The sequence below is a fragment of the Selenomonas sp. ND2010 genome (assembly GCF_000702005.1).
Lineage (GTDB): Bacteria > Bacillota > Negativicutes > Selenomonadales > Selenomonadaceae > Selenomonas_A.
The window spans coordinates 61572-80693 of record NZ_JNKI01000003.1; the positions used below are offsets into that span (position 1 = coordinate 61572).

Below are 19122 nucleotides of genomic sequence, written 5' to 3' on the forward strand. Positions count from 1 at the left end.
CTCCTATCGCATCCACTCTTCCAACTTACTTATTGATATCTTCCCACTTTTCCTCCAACTCTTCTACAATATGAGCGTGTTCTTCTTCCGTCAGTGTTACTTTTTTACGGTAAACAATGGCAGCCAATATCAGCAATACCACCGGAATGGCAAACATGACGAGCTGGAATTTCAACAACCCACCAGTTGTAATATCTGCAGCTGAAGCACCACCGGTCATTCCTACCCATACCGCAGTCAGGCCAACGATACCGCCAGTAATTGCCCCAGAAAGTTTATCTACCAAAGGACGAACACACAAACATACTGCTTCATCACGATGCCCAAGCTTCAACTGACCATATTCTACCGAATCGGTGATCGTCATCAACACAACCAAGAAAATCAGCGGTTGCGGCAAAGCGAAAAGTCCAGCAGCTGTAAGTGCTAACCATACGTTTGTACCAGATAACGCATACAAAATCAACGAAGCCATCATAATTCCCAACGAACTGAAGAACAAGTTCCGGCGGCTAAATTTCGTCGTAAGCAGTGGAAACAGTGCAACTGCCATCAAACCAATCACGACATTGATAATACCTAAAATAGAAAACTTAGCAGCATCCCCAATCACATAGATGAAGTAATACAGGTTGAAGTTATTGACAATATTCTGTCCCAAGCCAAAAATCAGATAAGCACAGGCAATCCACAAAAGCTGGTCATTTTTTGCCAACACTTTAAAAACATCTCGAAACGAAGTATCTACTTTGTTTTCCCGCAAAGCCGAATCCTGTTCTTTCGTTCCTAAGCCAAGAATAATAGCACCCAAAGTGGCAATACCGCCACCAATGCAAGCAAACGCGAACCATCCCTGCGGATCACCGGCACCACCATTTGAATTGACAGAAAAATACAATACAATCGGCATGACCATGATGGTAACCAGCTGTCCACCAAACACCGAACCAATACGAGCAACCGTTGCTGTGATCTCACGCTCGCGGGAATCAAAGGACAACGCCGGAATCATCGACCATATCGCCACATCCTTGGCCGAATAAAACACATCCATAACGAAGTATACTATAGCAAAAAGAATCAAATACAAGGTTGGATTGGAAACCGTAAGTCCACCAAAATCCGTAAACAACATCGCCAACGTAATCGCTGCTACAAATGCACCAACGATAACCCATGGCTTAAAACGCCCCCAACGAGTTTTGGTCTTATCAATGATATTCCCCATGAATGGATCGATAAAAAGCTCTGCTACGCGCAGTACCATAATAATCGTCGTAACTACACCTATCATATATGCATCCTGACTGGGATTATTGGATGAAAATAAGTTGCTGGTTACAAAAATCATAAAATAGGTTGCCAGCATAGCATAAAATACATCATGCCCAAAGGTACCGCAAGCATAAGCAATTCGCGGCCATATATTGTTTTTCTTTTCCTGCGACATTACTGCTTCCATAATCACAACCTCCTAAATTCAACCCTTCATCACACGCATATAGGCAATCAAAGCCTCTGCCATCTTTTCCAAATCCCCAGAACTGGTATTTACCACCAAATCATAATTAGCACCATCCCCCCAGGTACGTCCTGTATAGTAGTTATAATATCGGGCACGTTTCGCATCCTCTGCATCTAGTTCTTTCAGACTCTTGCCATCGTAGACCTCACGGCCGCGTTTCTCGCGAAAATCATCGTCAGCACAAACAAAAACCGAAAAAACATTATCCAATTTTCGTAAAACATAATCTGCGCTGCGCCCCAAGAATATACACGGGCCATCTTTAGCGATTTTCCGGATTGCTGCCGATTCACTCATGAACATCTCCTGGCTGCTGCTTCCCATGTGGGTGCCAAAGGAATGGAAGGGAATAAAATTCAAAGCTAAAGGCTTCACTTGATTTTCCATTTCGAGCAGCTCTTCTTCCCGCAAATCATCAATCCCCATTTTTGCAGCAGCTATATGCACAATCTGACGATCGTATAACTTTAAGTCGAGCTTCCGCGCCAGAATCCCCGCCAGTTCCCTGCCACCAGCACCATATTGACGACTGATGGTAATTATTGTGTTTTCCATACCATATTCCCCCTCACACGCTTACTATGTAAACGTTTTCTAAAGTTTTCAAAATAAATATCGTTCTATTGATTCACACTGTTCCGCATGAATCAATAGCAAACGATTTCCTTATTTATTATTATAACGCTTTTATTTAATATTGCAACATATTGTTTTAATAAAAATTTTCAGTCTTATTTTTCTTTTGTAAACACCCATAGATACCCGGCAAAATCTGCATCAATTTTTTCCACCCCAATGCCATTGTACATCAGTTCATCCCCATAATATAACTGCCCTACTGGATTGACAGATTTTTCTTCACCAAAATCCATACTCATTCGCTGAGCAGGCATATAATCGGTCAAGCGATAGCCAGCGGATGAATCCAACCCCATAAGGCGCAAAATCCTTATCGGGCTAGCCGGTTCGGCCAATGTTTTAAAATACAATACCACCACTTGCTGTCCATCTTCACGGATAAATTGCCAAGCCGTTTCGTTTTTCGTCCCGGAAAAAGGAGTCAATAAGCGATAGAATTGCCCCTGCTGCAAAGTGGGACGCAATTTCTTGTACAATTCAATATGCTTTTTTACCTGCTCTTTTTCTTGTGCACTCATGCGCGTAATATCCAGCTCATAACCAAAATCGCCAGCAAAAGCACATAACGTGCGTACCTGTAGACTGGTCATCCGCCCCACCTGATGATTGGGGGCTACCGATACATGTGCCCCCATGGTCATTGGCGGAAACACCAGACTGGTACCACTCTGAATAGACAACCGGCAAATCGCATCCGTGTTGTCACTGGTCCAAGTTTGTGGCATATAATAAAGCATACCCGCATCAAAGCGGCCACCACCACCGGAACAACTTTCCCATAATACATCCGGGAATTTGCTCGTCAAACGTTCTAAAACATCATAGAGCCCCAACATAAAGCGCGTTTTCGTTTCCCCTTGCCGCTCGCTAGGAAGGGCCGCCGAGAAGGCTTCGGTCAAATGGCGGTTAAAATCCCACTTTACATAGTCAATGGGGGCTGACTCCAATACATTGCTGACCGCATTTACAATATAGTTGCAAACCTCCGGTCGTGACAAATCCAGCACCAACTGATGACGGCTAAAGCAACTCTTATAATCCGGCACTTGCAAAATCCACTCTGGATGCTTGCGAAAGAGCTCGGAATCCTCTGAAATCATCTCCGGCTCAAACCACAAGCCAAATTTCATTCCCCGTTTATGCGCGGCTGCTGCGACTCCTGTTAACCCCTGTTTTAACTTCTTGGTATTGACAAACCAATCCCCTAAACTGCTATTGTCGTCATCGCGGCTGCCAAACCAACCATCATCCAGCACCAATAATTCCATTCCTAACTCGCTTGCCGTCTGTGCCAAACTATCAATCTTCTCATCATCAAAATCAAAATAAGTTGCCTCCCAATTATTTACTAAAATAGGCCGCAATTCATTCTGATATTTGCCACGAACAATGTTGTGCCGAACAATCTGATGAAATATCTGACTCATGCCATTGAGTCCAGCATCACTATATACCATCATGACTTCTGGTGTCTGAAAGCTCTCCTGTGGTGCTAGCTGCCATGCAAAACCAAACGGGTTTATTCCACCTGCCACTCGAGTTGTTCCAAACTGTTCCACCTCTGTGACAAAAGACGCTTCCCCGCTCCAAATCAAACTAAATCCATACACTTCGCCTGTACATTCCGTCGTATTTCTGCGTGCCAGCGCCAAAAACGGCGACTGCTGGTGCGAGCTAACGCCCCGGCGGCTGCCAGTTTCTTGTACCCCACGCATCAAAGGAACCCGTTCCAAACTGCGCTCTGCGGCATGACCACCATACAGACTCAAACGGTCAAAATCATGGTCCGCAAAATCAACGGCAAAACTAGCAGCATGAGTCAACGTAAGCGCCTCACCGCCACAATTGGTAATCCGTACACTGCGCGTCAACATCCCCGTATTCGCCATCAACGTATATAAAAGCTCTACTTCCAGCCTTCCCTGACTATCCCGTAAAAATATATGCAACGTTTCTGCTTCCGTACGATCCGCATATACGGCCGGCAATCCTGCCAATCGGGGCTTGCCATCCGTAATCTCAAAATGGTCATAGAAAAGTTCTGTCACGGTTGTTCCATTGGCTAAGCGCACCTCATAGGCAGGCAACCGATAATCACCATGGCCATACCCAGGATACTCCTGCGGCAGCACATCCAACGAAAAGGTACGCTCGTTGGCATAATCTGCTGGTTGCGGAGAAAAAGCCCTGTCGATAGCCTGCAGCGGTGCACTATCCCGAAATTCTCTTAACGGGCGCCCCCAATAACGATGCAACAAATACCGGTTTCGCACCACTTGCATAATGTAGCTCATATGCTCGTTGTGCAGATGGAACACCCCTCGCGATGAATCAAATTCAATCATAATATACCTCCCTAAATTCCCTGAAAATAAAACATGAAATGCATCGATTCATTTTTTAGCCGATATTCTTCTAATACCGGTGCGCCCCAGGTATCATCACCACCGACACCACATGGTCCAGCGGAAACGCGTAAAAAAGTATGATGAACCTGCGGTAAATCATATCGATGGCGGGCATTTTCCAATTCATGCGCACTATAGGGCAGAGCTGAAATTGCCAGCGGGATCTCCCCTGCTACCCGTACCCCACGGCCACGTTTATCTGTTACCTCCCACCAACGGATGCCACCATGGTTGCCACATTCCTGCGGCATAAGATATGCCTCCATCTCTTTTTCGACCGTGGAAGAATACACGCCCAACTTAGCACCTTCCTGTCGATCGATATAATTGGCTGCCGGTCCATAACCATAATATTTCACCTGGTCGTAATCTGCCGCCAACGTAAAGAGCATGGCAAAATCTGGCATTTCCGGCAACCCAGGCATTTTCTCATAATCCAGTTCGATCTTTATAAGGCCTCCCTTATAAACACCATAAGTTATTTGGCAAAATGCCGTCGGCATGGTGGCCAGTTCGTAAGTAAAACGCAATTTAACCGCATCCGCAACATACTCTTTGATTCCCAACTGCCCAAACCATTCATACGTCTGCCAAGTTCCATCGGCTAACTGAATCTCCTGCTTCACACAACGGCGATAAAGACTAGCCAGCTTCCATTGAGCCACCGAAAAATCACGACGACTGCCATAGTCATTATCTATCGGCGCCCGCCAAAACAATGGTTTTGGTATTTCTTCCAGCAACTCCACACCATTTAACTTATACGAAACGATATTTCCCTGTGCACTGGAAAACAGAATCTCTCCCCCTGAAAACTTTACGCCTAGATTGATATCGCCCCTTACTATCCGCAAGGGAGTATCCCCGCAATTGCTTAGGGCCTTACCTCTTATTTCTGGGATTCCCGTTTCACGTTGCCAGCATCCCTGCCCAAAAGCAACCTCATATCCTTTTTCCGCCCAGGCAGTGTCTTCCTTCAAAATCAACGAAACGGTAATGCATACCTCCCCTTTCGGACCTGTCGGTAAATCCGCAAACGCCACGCGTCTTTTTTCCCCAGGCTTAACCGATGGAGCCGCCGCTGTCTTTTCCCAAACTTTTTTCCCATCCAACAGCATTTCGTAATGTAAATCATATTCGTTGACATTCGTAAACAAGCTGTTGTTTTCAATCACTATACCATCTTCCGCAACTTGCAAATGATAATCCTGATAATTATATTTCACGTCCTGCAGCTTAGCCGTCGGTGCTCGATCCGCATAAAAAATACCATCTCCACAGAAATTATAATCACTGGAACGATCCCCGAAGTCACCACCATATGCCAAAAATTCCTGCCCGTAACAATCATGCTTCACCAGTGCTTGATCCACAAAGTCCCAAATAAACCCACCTTGATATAAAGGCTCCTGTTCGGTAAGCTCGGTATATTTGTGCATACCACCATTACTATTTCCCATACTATGCGTATACTCGCAACAGATAAAAGGCTTATCCCGATGTTTCGACAAAAAGGCCTTTATATCTGCCGCTTTCGTATACATCTGACTCTCCATATCACTGGTTGCCGCATAGCGTCTATCCCAAAAAATACTTTCATAATGCACCAGCCGTGTAGGATCCACTTGGCGGAAATACTCGCTCATCGCAAAGATATTCTTCCCCCCACAGGACTCATTGCCACAGGACCAAATAAGGATCGACGCGTGATTCTTATCGCGTTCCAGCATTGATTTTGCCCTGTCCAAAACAATTTCCTGCCACTTGCTGTGATCATTCGGAATGGTATTCTCATCACGCGCCAACACCCCATTTTTCTGCCAGGTACCATGGGTTTCCAAATTCGTCTCATCAATTACATAAAGGCCATAGCGATCACATAGGTCATAAATCGCACTAGCATTAGGATAATGCGAACAACGAAGTGCATTGATGTTGTGCCGTTTCATATTCACAATGTCCTGCTCGAAGTCTTCCGGATTCATGGCCCGGCCACGGTAACAATCGAATTCATGACGATTAACGCCTTTGAATACGATGCGTTTTCCGTTGATTTTCATAATCTTATCTTCCAATTTAAATTCGCGAAAACCAACCGAATACGGGATAACTTCCTGCAAAACATCCGCTCCATCATAAACGGTTAATCGCAGCTGATAAAGGTAGGGATGTTCTGCACTCCAGAGTTTTACAGATTCTACCGTAAACGAAAATTCATCCTGCCGTCCTGTTCCGGTAAGGCTCGTCGCTGCTACCTGACGCCCCGCCGACGTTAAGAGTTGGATTTCAACCTTCCGAACTTCTTCCTTGGACCAAGTAATTTTTCCTGTAAGCATGCCATTCTTGTAATCGTTTACTGGAATAGCTGTAATTTTTAAATCTTCAACATGGCACTTCGGCTTCGTTCCCATCCATACATCACGGAAAATTCCCCCAAACCGCCAAAAATCTTGATCTTCCAACCAACTACCAGATGAGAACTGCATAACCTGCAGCGCTAGTTTATTTTCTCCCGCCTGCAAATAGGGGGTTAAATCAAATTCCGACGGAGTAAAACTATCCTCGCTATAACCAACATACTTTCCATTGAAGTAAACCACTACTGCCGATTCCACACCCTGAAGCGACAGATATAGATTCTTCCACCCCTGTGGCAAATGAAAATATTTCACATATACGCCGGTAGGATTACAGCGCTGCGGCACTTCACCAGGCAAAACAGCCTCATGTCCATCCCAGGGATATGTCTGATTGGTATACTGTGGGATACCATAGCCTTCCAGCTGAAAATGGGCCGGTACCCGGATTGTGTGCCAATCATGACAATCAAACTCCAACTGTTCAAAGCCCTTCGTCACCAACTGAGGATTTTGGAAATACTGAAAATACCACAAGCCATTCAACCGGCATACAAACGATGATTCACCAGCATTTACTTCCGCCATATTCGCATAATACCAATGATCACTATGAGCTGGCAGCCGATTTTCTTGAAAAAAACACGGATCGGCTAAATGTTTTAACGAAAAGTTAGCTTCTGGCATGAGAATTCCTCCTCAGTCTATAGTAAACGATTTCTTTTATTGCTAAAATTATTATACACGCAAAAATAAGAAAGAACAAGTATTATTTTCGCTTATTTAACCACAAAAAAGATGCTGCCGAAGCAGCACCCTCTGAGTAGCCAAACAAGCGCAATCCATTTACGATGGTACGTAAAGCGCCTTGACTCGAATATTCACTTCATGAACCACCATTCCCGTCATAAACTCCACCGCATCGCGAATCTCTTTCTGGACTTGGCGGATAAGCGTCGGTATATGGTTCCCATAGGTAAGGACCACGTCACAGGAAATTCTCAGCCCCATATCCTCCCCATTCTGCATCAGATGTTCCACCTGCAAACCTCCAATCTTCGTGAAGGCTGCCTGTTTCATGACCACATGACGAATAATCGCCTTGATGGCCGAATCATCAATGGAAAGTTTTCCATAATAGCTAAATACTGGCCGGACAATGGACTTTTCTCCCAACCGCCGCCGCTTTGTCGAAGACCGCTTGAAAAAAGTCTGCAACGGATCGACCAAATAGCCGGAAAAATGTGGTTTTAGCTCAATCGTCGGCACTGGGATGATATGTTTTCCCTGTTTGAGCCGATAGTATTGTGCCTTTTCCATCTCCTGTTTTGATGCCACATCTGCGATATTGATAATCTTGGCAATTGATGGCAGGCGCAATGCTTTTGCGATTTTGTGAACCATATTTTCGGAGGTCCCGAGAATCAAAATGCGGTGCGGTTTTGCTTCATCGATAGCAGCCCGCACCTCTTCTGCATGGCCAGGCAGGACAAAAATTGCCCGCCGCACAGCCATGATTTTACTCTGCTCTTTTTTAGCTGAATGACCGGCAAGTATTTTGCCATCCTTTATAAGGATGCCATCATCGATGATGGCATCCGCATGATTGTCATGAGCGACAACCAATGCACGATGGCTCTTGCCAGTACCACTGGGACCCACCAGTGCAATGACATCCATATTAACTCTCCTGTTTATCCCAGTTGCTGTTGCGGACGATAAAATTTCTCCGCCCATTTATCCTCAATGGTAAATACTCCAAGTTCCGATGGATAGCGCGTCGGGTAGCCATGAAAATCCGAACCACCGGATACCAGCAGTCCGAATTCCTCGGCCATCGACAAATAACGAGCTGTATCCGCTTCATCATGCTGAGGATAAAAAGCTTCAATCCCTTCAAGGCCACTCTGGCAAAGCTCACGAACCACTTCATCATCACCGATTAGCTTCGGATGCGCCAAAACCGGCGTCCCTCCTGCCGCTTTAATAAGCGCAATGATTTCCGATGCTTCTAGATGATAATGTGGTACATAAGCTGGCGTTCCCTTTTTCAAGACAGCATCAAACGCCTCTCGCACCGAGGTAAAATATCCCTTTTTGACCAGCACCCGTCCAATATGGGAACGGCTAATAGATTTACTGGCACCAGCAATCGTAAGTACATCGGCTTCTGATATGTTATACCCCAAGGCCTGCAGCTTTTCAATCATTTCGGAAAAACGCGTCCACCTAGCCTCCGTAACCTCATTTAATTTGTCCGCTAGAGCTCGATAGTATATATCAAGGTTAAACCCTAAAATATGAATCTCTCTGGTCGGATGATGCGCGCTAAACTCAATACCGGGAATAATGTGAATTCCTCGGCTTGGATAATGCCCATTCTCGTATAATTCCACGATGCCTTCCACCGTATCATGGTCAGTTATTGCCATGTAATGAAGGCCCGCATTCTTTGCGGCTGCCACAAGCTCTTCCGGTGTCAATTTGCCATCGGAAAAGGTCGTATGCATATGCAAATCACTTGGCATTCGGATTCACTCCTATAATCTACTCAGCGCGGCTCAACAATCAGCTTGATTGCAGTACGTTCTTCCCCATCAATCTTGATATCTGTGAATGCGGGAACGCAAATGAGGTCAATTCCATGCGGCGCAACAAATCCACGGGCAATAGCTACGGCTTTGACCGCCTGATTCAGTGCACCAGCGCCGATTGCCTGCATTTCAGCACTTCCGGATTCTCGCAGTACGCCAGCTAATGCGCCTGCCACTGAGTTTGGGTTTGACTTTGCAGATACTTTCAGAATTTCCATGTTCAGCACGTCCTCTCAACATAAAGATTACTTCATACAATGCATATATCCTATTGGTTAAACTTACTGTCACTAGCTAGAGTATTCTTCAAAAACCTGCAAAGTCCTTCTTTTCTTGAAACAAACTATCACAATTTGCGATTATTCGACAATCATGACTCGTTCCATTGCAGTCGTTTGATTGGTGTTATCATCAATATCGATGATGACTGCTGAGTAAACCATCGGTCCCTCTTCCTCCAAATCAAACCGACAGGGCATGGCCGTTGTAAACTTTCGCAAGATAATCTCCGTCTTGACTCCTAGAATGGAATTCCACGGTCCTGTCATGCCAAGGTCCGTAATGTACGCAGTGCCCTTGGGCAAGATGCGATCATCCGCCGTCTGGATATGCGTGTGTGTACCAACGACACCATTTACCCGGCCATCCAGATACCAGCCCATCGCCATTTTCTCCGAAGTCGTCTCCGCATGAAAATCCAAAAACAGGATATCACATTCGTTCTTCAGCTCGCGGAGTATCTCTTCCACCTTTTGGAACGGGCAGTCCAAAGCCGGCATGAATGCCCGGCCGGAAAGGTTGATAACACCGATGTTCTTGGCCTTGAATGGAAAAATACAATAGCCCTTCCCCGGCGTTCCTTCCGGATAGTTAGCCGGACGAATCAAAAAGGGTTCCTGGTCAATGAACTCCATTACGTCTTTTTTATCCCAGACATGATTGCCCGAAGTGATGATGTCCGCACCTGCATGGTAAAGCGCATCCAAAGATTTTCGGGTAAACCCTTTACCACCAGCAGAGTTTTCTCCATTCACGATGACCACATCAATGCCTTTCTCCTTACGAAGTTTCGGCGTATACTCCTGAAATGCCTTACGGCCGGGACGGCCGACGACATCTCCTGTCAACATTACTCGCATGTATTCCTCCTTCCGTTGATTCCCTTGGCAACAAAGGATCAACGGTTATAGACAACTACCCGGTCTTTATCACGGATGCCAATCATCTTTTCCTTTATGCGGTATTCCTGATTCTGGTCCAAGAGCGTATCGAGGACTGCACTCTGGGCATCCGCAAATTCCGGTTCCAACTGTTCAGGCGTGTGCTTATCACATTTAAGGCGTTCGGAAAAAGTCTCTCGGAACAACGCGGTTATGAGCGTCAACTCTCCACGCGTCATAGTAATCAACTGACGATGGATATGAACCATTGTTGCCTTGCCATGGCTTTCTGCCTCAACGGCCATCCAAACAGGAGCCCCCGAATCGAGCTCGTGATAAGCCTGCAAGCTGTCATCGAGTAATTTCGCAAATGGTTCCAGCTCTTCTTTTCCCACTGCACCTTCAAGCACAAAATCCAGTGTCATCTCCGTGGCCTCAGGCACATAGCTTACCGAATCGATTTCCGGATAACAAGCCAGAATGGCAGCAATCAGCTGTATCCCCATCTTATCCGTGGCTGCTTTTTGGCCCACTGCCTTTGTTAACCAATCCTTGAATCCTAGCATGATCGATCCCCTTATAGGTAGAATTGGGGATGCAGAGCCAGGCCCCGCACCCCCAAACATTTTCTGATTGATTATTTCGCATAATCGACGACGCGCGTCTCGCGAATAACCGTGGCCTTGATCTGCCCCGGATATTCCAGCTCATCTTCGATTTTCTTGACAATATCATGAGCCAATGCAACCGACTCAGCATCATCGACTTTATCCGGCTTAACCATAACGCGAATCTCACGGCCGGCCTGAATAGCAAAGCAGCGTTCAACGCCCTCATAGGACTCTGCGATTTCCTCCAACCGTTTGAGGCGCTTGAGGTAAGACTCAAGGCTCTCACGACGTGCACCAGGTCTTGCTGCCGATACCGCATCAGCGGCGGCAACCAAAACTGCCTCTACACTGGCTGCCTCTACATCCCCATGATGAGAAGCAATACAGTTGATTACATCTTTGGACTCACGGAATTTATGGGCCAAATCTGCGCCAATCGTGGTATGGGAACCTTCCACCTCGCGGTCAATTGCCTTACCAATATCATGCAGCAAGCCTCCGCGTTTTGCCAGCGTCACATCGCAGCCAAGCTCCGATGCCATAACCCCAGCAAGATGGGCCACCTCAATCGAATGATTGAGTACATTCTGCCCATAACTCGTGCGATAACGCAAACGCCCAAGCATCTTGACAAGTTCCGGATGAATGCCATGAACCCCCGTATCAAAAGTAGCCTGTTCACCGGCCTCTTTGATGCGCTGATCGACTTCACGTTTTGCCTTCTCGACCATTTCTTCAATACGAGCCGGATGGATTCGGCCATCCTGAATCAACTTTTCGAGTGCGATGCGTGCCACTTCACGGCGTACTGGATCGAACCCAGATAGGATGACCGCCTCTGGCGTATCATCAATGATAAGATCCACGCCTGTCATGGTTTCCAACGTGCGAATGTTACGTCCCTCACGACCAATAATACGGCCCTTCATTTCGTCATTCGGCAAAGCAACAACCGAAACCGTCGTCTCAGCTACATGATCCGCCGCACAACGCTGAATTGCCTGACTCAGGATATCCTGTGCCTTCTTGTCACATTCATCCTTAATCTGCTGCTCATACTCTTTGATTTTCATGGCCTTCTCATGCTTGAGTTCATCTTCAGCTTCAGCCATGAGCAGCGTACGAGCTTCATCCGATGTCAAACCAGAAATGCGTTCCAGCTCTTCCTTCTGTTTCTCGTGCATCTCATCAATAGCCTGTTGGCTTTTATCCAGGCGCGATTCCTTACGGGAAAGGGCTTCTTCCTTCTTTTCAATGGAATCCAGCTTGCGATCGAGATTCTCTTCCTTCTGCACAATACGGCGCTCCTGGCGCTGAATCTCACTGCGGCGCTCCTTTGTATCGCGGTCAAGCTCCTGGCGCAAGCGATGGATATCTTCCTTCGCCTCCAGCAGGGCTTCTTTCTTCTTGGTCTCGCCTTTTTCTTCAGCCTCTGCTACGATTCGTTTTGCTTCTTCCTCAGCGGAGCCAATCTGGGCTTCTGCCGTACGCTTACGGGCCGTATAGCCTGCACCGACACCGATGATAACTGCAACTATTACCGCTACTACTTCGATAACGATAATACTCACCCCCTCTTTTTTTATTTGCTTTCATGCATTATTTGTTTTCCTGAATAGTTTTATCCATAACTATACCTTTATATTCTATAGTTTTTCCCGTAGAGTGTCAAGAAAACCTAGTCAAATCGCACAAAATGCGGTAAAATTAGAAAATACGTGATAATTTGATGAAATTCGACGGGAGGAACCCAACCATGCTGAACTGCTCCGAATGCGGACGTACCCTTGAGGAAAAGGATGCGCTTGTTCATACCACCGAGGCCGGAGAGAAAAAAGTCATCTGCCAAGAATGCTTCAAAGAACTTACCGGTGTCGATTACCAAACCTTTGCCTTACGCAAAGAAAACGCCAAGCAAACCTTTATCGCAGTCCTCTTCTGCCTGGCCTGCACTGCTTATGCCTGGTATGATAAGGGCTGGATGTGGGGGATTGGTGGAATCATTCTCACGGCTCTCGTATATCTTTTTTCCAGCAAAGCACGGTAAAAGGACGAATATCCTATGCCTCTGCAAATTTTTTGACATTTTATATTGCGAGATTTATATAGAAAAGGCGATTCGCTGACTCCCTTGAGTCTTCGAACCGCCTTTTCTATATAAATCAATAGGAAATTGTCTCCACAGAAATCAACTCTCTCTGTTTGCTTACTTTCTTATACCAATATGCACTTTTTTTGGGATATCGTTTTTGATTGGCATAATCCACATAAAACAATCCATAACGCTTGTTATAACCATTGCTCCAAGATAACACATCCATCAGACTCCAAATATAGTAGCCGCCAACATTGACACCTTCCTCCATTGCCTTCAGAATTGCTTCCAAATGCCTGGTAACGTATTCGATACGAGGAGTGTCATCGATTTTTCCATCTTCAAAATCATCCTTATAGCCCATACCATTTTCGGATATAAAAATCTCCTTATAATTGGGATAATCCTGTGCAATACGCTTTAGCTGCCTATACATACCTTCGGGGTAAATAGGCCAATCCCAATCTGTAGTGGGAACTTCTGGATTACTGACGCGAGCACCAATGCCCTTGAGGCAAAACACGCTAGTTCCCTTTTCCCCAGTACTATTATTCACTACTTGACTTTCACCATCCCAAGCTTGCAAAAAATGACTGGAGTAATAATTCATCCCCAAAAAGTCAATCTGCTTGGCAGCGCACGCAAAATCATCAAAATCCGTTGGTTCCGTGATAAGCTTGCCACCGTTCTTCTGCAGGATTTCCTTGATCAGCAACATGGTAGTATCGCTATATTTTCCCAAATAACAAGCATCCAGCATAAAGCGATTGGAAATCGCATCATCAAGGTCACGAGCATGGATATCAGCGGGGGAATCTGATATCGCCACTTTGCCCTCCAAGGTATGAACAATGCCGATTTTACCTGGCAAATTCATGCTCTTGTATAAATTCAGCGCGCGAGAATGCGCCACCATGAGATTGTGCTCAATCTGAATGGCTTTTTCAATCTGGAAAGTTTCATTAGGGGGAAAATTACCTGCCAGATAGCCATTTTGAGCAATTGACCAAGGTTCATTAAAGGTAGCCCACTTCATTACCCGATCACCAAAAGCCTCAAAACAAATCCGCGCGTAATCCACGAATTTGTCAATCAATGCGCGATTCAACCAATGACCATTTTGAAAATAATTTAGGGGAGTATCAAAATGATGCAAGGTCACAAAAGGTTCTACCCCCTTTGCTATGCACGCATCAATTAGTTTGTTGTAATACGCAATACCAGCAGGGTTTACCTTACCTTCCCCATCGGGAAGTATCCGCGTCCAAGACAGTGATATGCGAATGCCATTGATGTTATAATCATGTGCCAACTGCAAGTCCGTTTCATAATGATGATAAAAATCACTGGCCGGATCTGCATTGAACCTTGCCCCTGGCCGATTCATATACGCATCCCAAACGCAAGGCCCGCGCCCATCTTCGCACGTAGCTCCTTCTACCTGATAAGCAGCGGTAGCCCCGCCAAAGATAAAATCCGCTGGGAATCTCTTTGCCATAATCAACCCTCATTTCTCCTGAAACATTTTGAGGAAGCGTTTGTCCATATCCGAAAGCAGCATAGCAGTCATCAGATGATCCTGTGCATGCACCGTTAGAAATCCAATCTCAATATTCTCGCCAGCTGCTTCTTTCGTGATAAGCTCCGTTTGCTGATTATGCGCATTAAGGATCAAATCATCCCCTTCTTTAATAAGCGCCTCTGCTTTTGCAAAGTCCTTTTCACCAATAGCATCCATCGCGGCTAGGAATTTTGTCCGAGCATCGCCGGAATAAGCCACAATTTCCATAGCAATCATTGCCATTTCATCTTTCGTCATTGTCATAAGAATCCCCTTTTCGTGAATATTTTTCCCTAGTGCCCCACTTACTTTCTTTACCCCTAAAAAAAGTAAGCTAGCTAACCAACACCATTATAGCACGGCATCAGTCGTGATAGTAACCTTCCTCCCATTTTTTCAGATACTCATCAAAGAGTGCATCATTCTCTATGCAATCATTGTCATCAATCAGCCCATCAATTTTCGCAATCAGTGCATCCTTTTCCGGAGTCGGTTTATACTCAGCCTTTAGAAAGGCCTCCAGAATATATTCAATCGATCCAATACCAATGACACGTCCTCCACACCCAATTACATTTGCATTAAGATTCTCTTTTGCCGCTACTGCTGTTTGCACATCAGCCACGCAGGCTGCACGAACACCTTTTACTTTCTGTGCGGCATTATTAATACCGATACCAGTACCGCAAATACACACGCCCAAATCTGCCTCACCGGTTGCTACCAGCTTTCCTACTTTGCGTCCATAAATCGGATAGTGCGTACGAATAAAATCATAGGTCCCCACATCAATGACTTCATGACCCTGTTTTTTCAAAAACTCTGCTGCTTTGATTTTTATATCCGTAACAATATGGTCACAACCAATTGCAATCTTCATGGTATTAGCCTCCTTTAAACTTCCCGATTCAGCATATCAATGCGAATCTGATGACGTCCGCCATCATACTCCGTCTTCACGAAGTTTTCTGCCAATTCACACGAAAGCTTCTCTGCCGTGATGTTTGCTCCCAACGTAATAATCTGCGTGCTATTGTGGCGACGCGTCATAGAAGACGTGTAATCCTCATAAGTAGGCGCACAGACAATACCATGATGTTTCGCTGCAATCATAAAAGGAGCCACACCATAATCATCAACCACAATCCCACGGGTAATGCCCTTTTCTAAAACAGCCGCCACTACATTTTCCGTAGCAGTGAAGATATCATCGTGCGAGAAATCCTCTATCTCATAGCCCTTGCCAGTTAAATAATCCTTAACACAATCTTTCAATTTTGCTCCAGCACCATTGGCTGCTAATGCAACTTTCATATTCTGACTTCCTTTCTGTAGTTCCTGTTGATGATTTCATTATAGCTATTCTTGTTTTCTATTTGTTTTCATGTTTTGAAACGATTTTCGACCTATTCGTGATATAATTAAACTACCTAGTATTGTGTAAGGAGCGATAAATAATGTTAATCAAAATCGATCATGATTTTCACGAGCATCTAACGGAAACCGAAAAAAAGGTCATCAGCTTTATCAATATGAACGCAGAGAAAATTTCCTCTATGTCCATCAGTGACGTCGCCGAAGCGACCTATTCTTCGCCGGCCACCGTAAGCCGCACCATCAAAAAGTGCGGTATTTCCGGTTTTGCAGAACTGCGCTACCTAATCACACAAGAAACGACCGTACACAAGGACAGCATTCAAGTCAACGAAATCTTTAATAAAAGCTTGATGGAAGTGACGCAAACCATCGAACATCTAAGCATTGAGACCATCCTAGCTGTAGTGCGAGAAATCCGACAGGCCAAACGCATCTATTTATTATCCCGTGGGCTCACCGAACATGTAGCCGAAGAGTTCTGTCTCAAATTGCAGCTGCAGGGTTATAACGTTTTTGCCAACAGTGACCCTTCCATCATGCAGGACATGACTCGTCGGGTAAAAAACCAAGAACTAGTAATCATCTTCAGCCTATCTGGTAAAACCCCAGAACTTTTAACCGCCGCCGAAAATGCTGCCTCCCTAGGCGCCAGAATCATCACCATTACCTGTGGTGCTCCAGACACTCCCCTAGCCCGTATTGCCCACCTTACCGCCTATGGGTTTAAACACAGCCATGTCTCCATCAAAAATGTAGATGCCACCTCCCGCCTGCCTATCTATGTCATCAGCCGCATCATCATTGACTATTTAGCCAAACAACAGGACGAAGAACGTGAAAAAGCCGCTCAAAAAGAAGCGGCTTATCGTCGGGAACATTATTTTTAAGAATTCAAGCAATTTTTTCGACAGCTATCGCTGAAAACAGCTTTTCCACTACACCTTTGCGCACAAATCCGCTCTCAGCCTCTAGTGCATTAGCCGTTCCACAGGCAGCCCCCAAGCGCAGGGTATCCTCAATCGGCAGTTTGCGCGAAAGTCCTGCCGCAATACCTGCCACGTAGGAGTCCCCCGATCCCACAGGATTTTGACACGCAATCTCCGGCACCGTAACACGGTAGATTTCATCCCGAACTCCTACCAGTGAGCCTTTGCTGCCTAAAGAAATCGCCGCTATCTCAATCCCTTCCTCAAGGAAATGCCGAATCTCTCGCACCAAATCTTCCTCGCTGTGCAGGCGATACCCCCGCAGTGCCTCAATCTCATCCTGATTTGGCTTGATGAAATCAGGCCGCGCCTCAATCCCTCTGGCCAACAGATCCCCGCTAGTATCGAGCAAGAATTTTTTGCCAGCAGCGTGAGCTTCCTCAATCAAGAAAGCGTAAAAATCAACCGGCACCCCTCGAGGCACACTGCCGGAAGCCACTACAATATCGGCTTTCCCTAAAAGTTCCGTGTATTTATCGCGGAACTTTTTCAATTCTGCGGGGCTGACTTCCGGCCCTGGCTCCAAGATTTCTGTTTGCGCACCATCTTCGGTAAGTATCGCCAAACAGGAACGCGTTTCCCCGGCCACATCAACAAAATCGCCGGTTATGCCATAATCATAGAGCCGACTAGCCACAAATTCTCCTGTCTTCCCGCCCAAGAATCCAGTAACTACAGTATCTTCACCTAAAATAGTATCCACATTAGCCACATGAATCCCCTTGCCGCCAGGCGTATTGTCCACAGATTTCGCCCGCACAATCTTGCCTTTGGCAAAATCTACCAACTCATAGCGCTTATCCAAGGAGGCGTTAAGATTTATCACAAGTATCATAGCTATCCCTTCCTCGCCTCAACTCTCAATAACGATTCTGACTGCCACATACTTCAATCTTATGTTGGACAATAGCCTTCATCGCTTCCTTGCCCGGTGTCATATACTTACGCGGATCATTAGCAGCAGGATTTTCCTTGAAGAACTCCTTGACGGCATTGGAAAATGGAATCTTCAAATCCGTAGCCACATTGACTTTACAGATTCCTAAGGAAATCGCCTTCTGCACCAGTTCATCGGGCACATCCGAAGCACCATGCAGCACCAGCGGGATCTCCACGCGGCTACGGATTTCGGTCAAACGGTCAAAATCCAGTTTTGGTGTCCCCTTATAAAGGCCATGAGCCGTACCAATAGCTACCGCCAAGCTGTCAATCCCTGTGTCTTCCACATAACGCAGGGCATCTTCGGGATTGGTGTACGCACTGTCCGCATCATCCACCACCAAATCATCTTCCTGTCCCACCAACTTGCCGAGTTCTGCCTCGACCGAAGCCCCGCAGGTATGCGCAAAAGCCACGACTTCCTTTACTTTAGCCACATTCTCATCATAAGGCAGTCGGGAAGCATCAATCATGACACTACGGCAGCCAGCAGCTACAGTGCTCTCGATTTCCGCCACATCCTCATGATGGTCGAGGTGGAAAGACATCGGCACATCATACTTTTCCATAGCCGTGCCCGTGAGTGCCACGAGATAATCCTTATCCGCATAACGGACCGTGGACGGCGTAGCCGCGATAATCACCGGCGAACGCATCTCACTGGCCGTATCCACTACCACCTGAAACGTTTCCAGATTATGGATATTAAAAGCCGGTACCGCATAATGTTTCTTTTGCGCATCTTTGAGCATATCATTCGTATTGTGCAGTTTCATAAAAATCGCTCCCTTTTATAAAAAATACCTTTCTTTTTCTTTTATGCCTTTATTATAGGGATTGCGGATATTACTTTGTTTTCGCCTTTTGGAA

The 19122-nt window shown here is 45.9% G+C and carries 18 protein-coding genes; 2 read left to right on the top strand and 16 right to left on the bottom strand.

The genetic code is table 11. The features are described from left to right. Positions 1-25: 25 nt before the first annotated feature. The 10 genes from T504_RS0103090 to rny all read right to left on the bottom strand — a co-directional run bounded on the left by T504_RS0103090 (position 26) and on the right by rny (position 12865). A complete protein-coding gene (locus T504_RS0103090) occupies positions 26-1462 on the bottom strand; it encodes a glycoside-pentoside-hexuronide (GPH):cation symporter (RefSeq protein ID WP_197018673.1) in 1437 nt (478 codons plus the stop codon). A gap of 18 nt (positions 1463-1480) precedes the next feature. Then, on the bottom strand, positions 1481-2080 hold the full coding sequence (locus T504_RS0103095) for a cytidylate kinase-like family protein (RefSeq protein ID WP_033169603.1): 600 nt from the start codon (positions 2078-2080) through the stop codon (positions 1481-1483). Positions 2081-2256: 176 nt separating this feature from the next. Then, a complete protein-coding gene (locus tag T504_RS0103100; RefSeq protein ID WP_033169604.1) occupies positions 2257-4509 on the bottom strand; it encodes an alpha-galactosidase in 2253 nt (750 codons plus the stop codon). A gap of 11 nt (positions 4510-4520) precedes the next feature. After that, positions 4521-7616, bottom strand: coding sequence for a beta-galactosidase, LacZ type (locus T504_RS0103105; protein ID WP_033169605.1), 3096 nt, complete (start codon positions 7614-7616; stop codon positions 4521-4523). A gap of 159 nt (positions 7617-7775) precedes the next feature. Then, the gene (locus T504_RS0103110; protein WP_033169606.1) at positions 7776-8609 is read right to left on the bottom strand and encodes an Asp23/Gls24 family envelope stress response protein; all 834 of its coding nucleotides are present in this window, start codon (positions 8607-8609) and stop codon (positions 7776-7778) included. A gap of 14 nt (positions 8610-8623) precedes the next feature. Beyond that, positions 8624-9457 (bottom strand): PHP domain-containing protein, encoded by an 834-nt coding sequence (locus T504_RS0103115; protein ID WP_033169607.1) that lies wholly within the window; start codon positions 9455-9457, stop codon positions 8624-8626. A gap of 23 nt (positions 9458-9480) precedes the next feature. Continuing rightward, positions 9481-9741 (bottom strand): stage V sporulation protein S, encoded by a 261-nt coding sequence (locus tag T504_RS0103120; RefSeq protein ID WP_033169608.1) that lies wholly within the window; start codon positions 9739-9741, stop codon positions 9481-9483. A gap of 141 nt (positions 9742-9882) precedes the next feature. Beyond that, entirely contained in the window at positions 9883-10662 is a 780-nt protein-coding gene (locus T504_RS0103125; protein WP_197018674.1) for a TIGR00282 family metallophosphoesterase, read from the bottom strand. A gap of 38 nt (positions 10663-10700) precedes the next feature. Continuing rightward, a complete protein-coding gene (locus T504_RS0103130; RefSeq protein ID WP_033169610.1) occupies positions 10701-11249 on the bottom strand; it encodes a hypothetical protein in 549 nt (182 codons plus the stop codon). Positions 11250-11320: 71 nt separating this feature from the next. Then, positions 11321-12865, bottom strand: a complete 1545-nt coding sequence (rny, locus tag T504_RS0103135) for a ribonuclease Y (protein ID WP_033169611.1) — start codon at positions 12863-12865, stop codon at positions 11321-11323. A 185-nt stretch (positions 12866-13050) separates the two neighbouring features. On the opposite strand from rny, the gene T504_RS0103140 reads away from it, so the two are divergent. Further along, complete coding sequence (locus tag T504_RS0103140) at positions 13051-13341, top strand: hypothetical protein (RefSeq protein ID WP_033169612.1); 291 nt, start codon at positions 13051-13053, stop codon at positions 13339-13341. A gap of 115 nt (positions 13342-13456) precedes the next feature. Here the strand turns inward: T504_RS0103140 and lacG are convergent, their stop codons facing one another. The 4 genes from lacG to T504_RS0103160 all read right to left on the bottom strand — a co-directional run bounded on the left by lacG (position 13457) and on the right by T504_RS0103160 (position 16264). Continuing rightward, entirely contained in the window at positions 13457-14887 is a 1431-nt protein-coding gene (lacG, locus tag T504_RS0103145; protein WP_033169613.1) for a 6-phospho-beta-galactosidase, read from the bottom strand. A gap of 9 nt (positions 14888-14896) precedes the next feature. After that, positions 14897-15214 (bottom strand): PTS lactose/cellobiose transporter subunit IIA, encoded by a 318-nt coding sequence (locus T504_RS0103150; protein WP_156033461.1) that lies wholly within the window; start codon positions 15212-15214, stop codon positions 14897-14899. A 100-nt stretch (positions 15215-15314) separates the two neighbouring features. Further along, positions 15315-15830: a galactose-6-phosphate isomerase subunit LacB gene (gene lacB / locus T504_RS0103155; protein ID WP_033169614.1), complete on the bottom strand. Its 516-nt coding sequence runs from the start codon at positions 15828-15830 to the stop codon at positions 15315-15317. 14 nt (positions 15831-15844) lie between these two features. After that, positions 15845-16264, bottom strand: coding sequence for an RpiB/LacA/LacB family sugar-phosphate isomerase (locus T504_RS0103160; protein WP_033169615.1), 420 nt, complete (start codon positions 16262-16264; stop codon positions 15845-15847). A gap of 143 nt (positions 16265-16407) precedes the next feature. Between T504_RS0103160 and T504_RS0103165 the strand changes: the two genes are divergently transcribed. Beyond that, on the top strand, positions 16408-17214 hold the full coding sequence (locus T504_RS0103165; protein ID WP_033169616.1) for a MurR/RpiR family transcriptional regulator: 807 nt from the start codon (positions 16408-16410) through the stop codon (positions 17212-17214). Between the two features lie 4 nt (positions 17215-17218). Here T504_RS0103165 and T504_RS0103170 read toward each other — a convergent pair whose 3' ends face one another. Both T504_RS0103170 and T504_RS0103175 read right to left on the bottom strand, forming a co-directional pair. Beyond that, the gene (locus tag T504_RS0103170) at positions 17219-18148 is read right to left on the bottom strand and encodes a 1-phosphofructokinase family hexose kinase (RefSeq protein ID WP_033169617.1); all 930 of its coding nucleotides are present in this window, start codon (positions 18146-18148) and stop codon (positions 17219-17221) included. A 25-nt stretch (positions 18149-18173) separates the two neighbouring features. Beyond that, positions 18174-19028 carry a tagatose bisphosphate family class II aldolase gene (locus T504_RS0103175; RefSeq protein WP_033169618.1) on the bottom strand — a complete coding sequence of 285 codons (855 nt, stop codon included), beginning with the start codon at positions 19026-19028 and terminating at the stop codon, positions 18174-18176. Between the last annotated feature and the right edge of the window lie 94 nt (positions 19029-19122).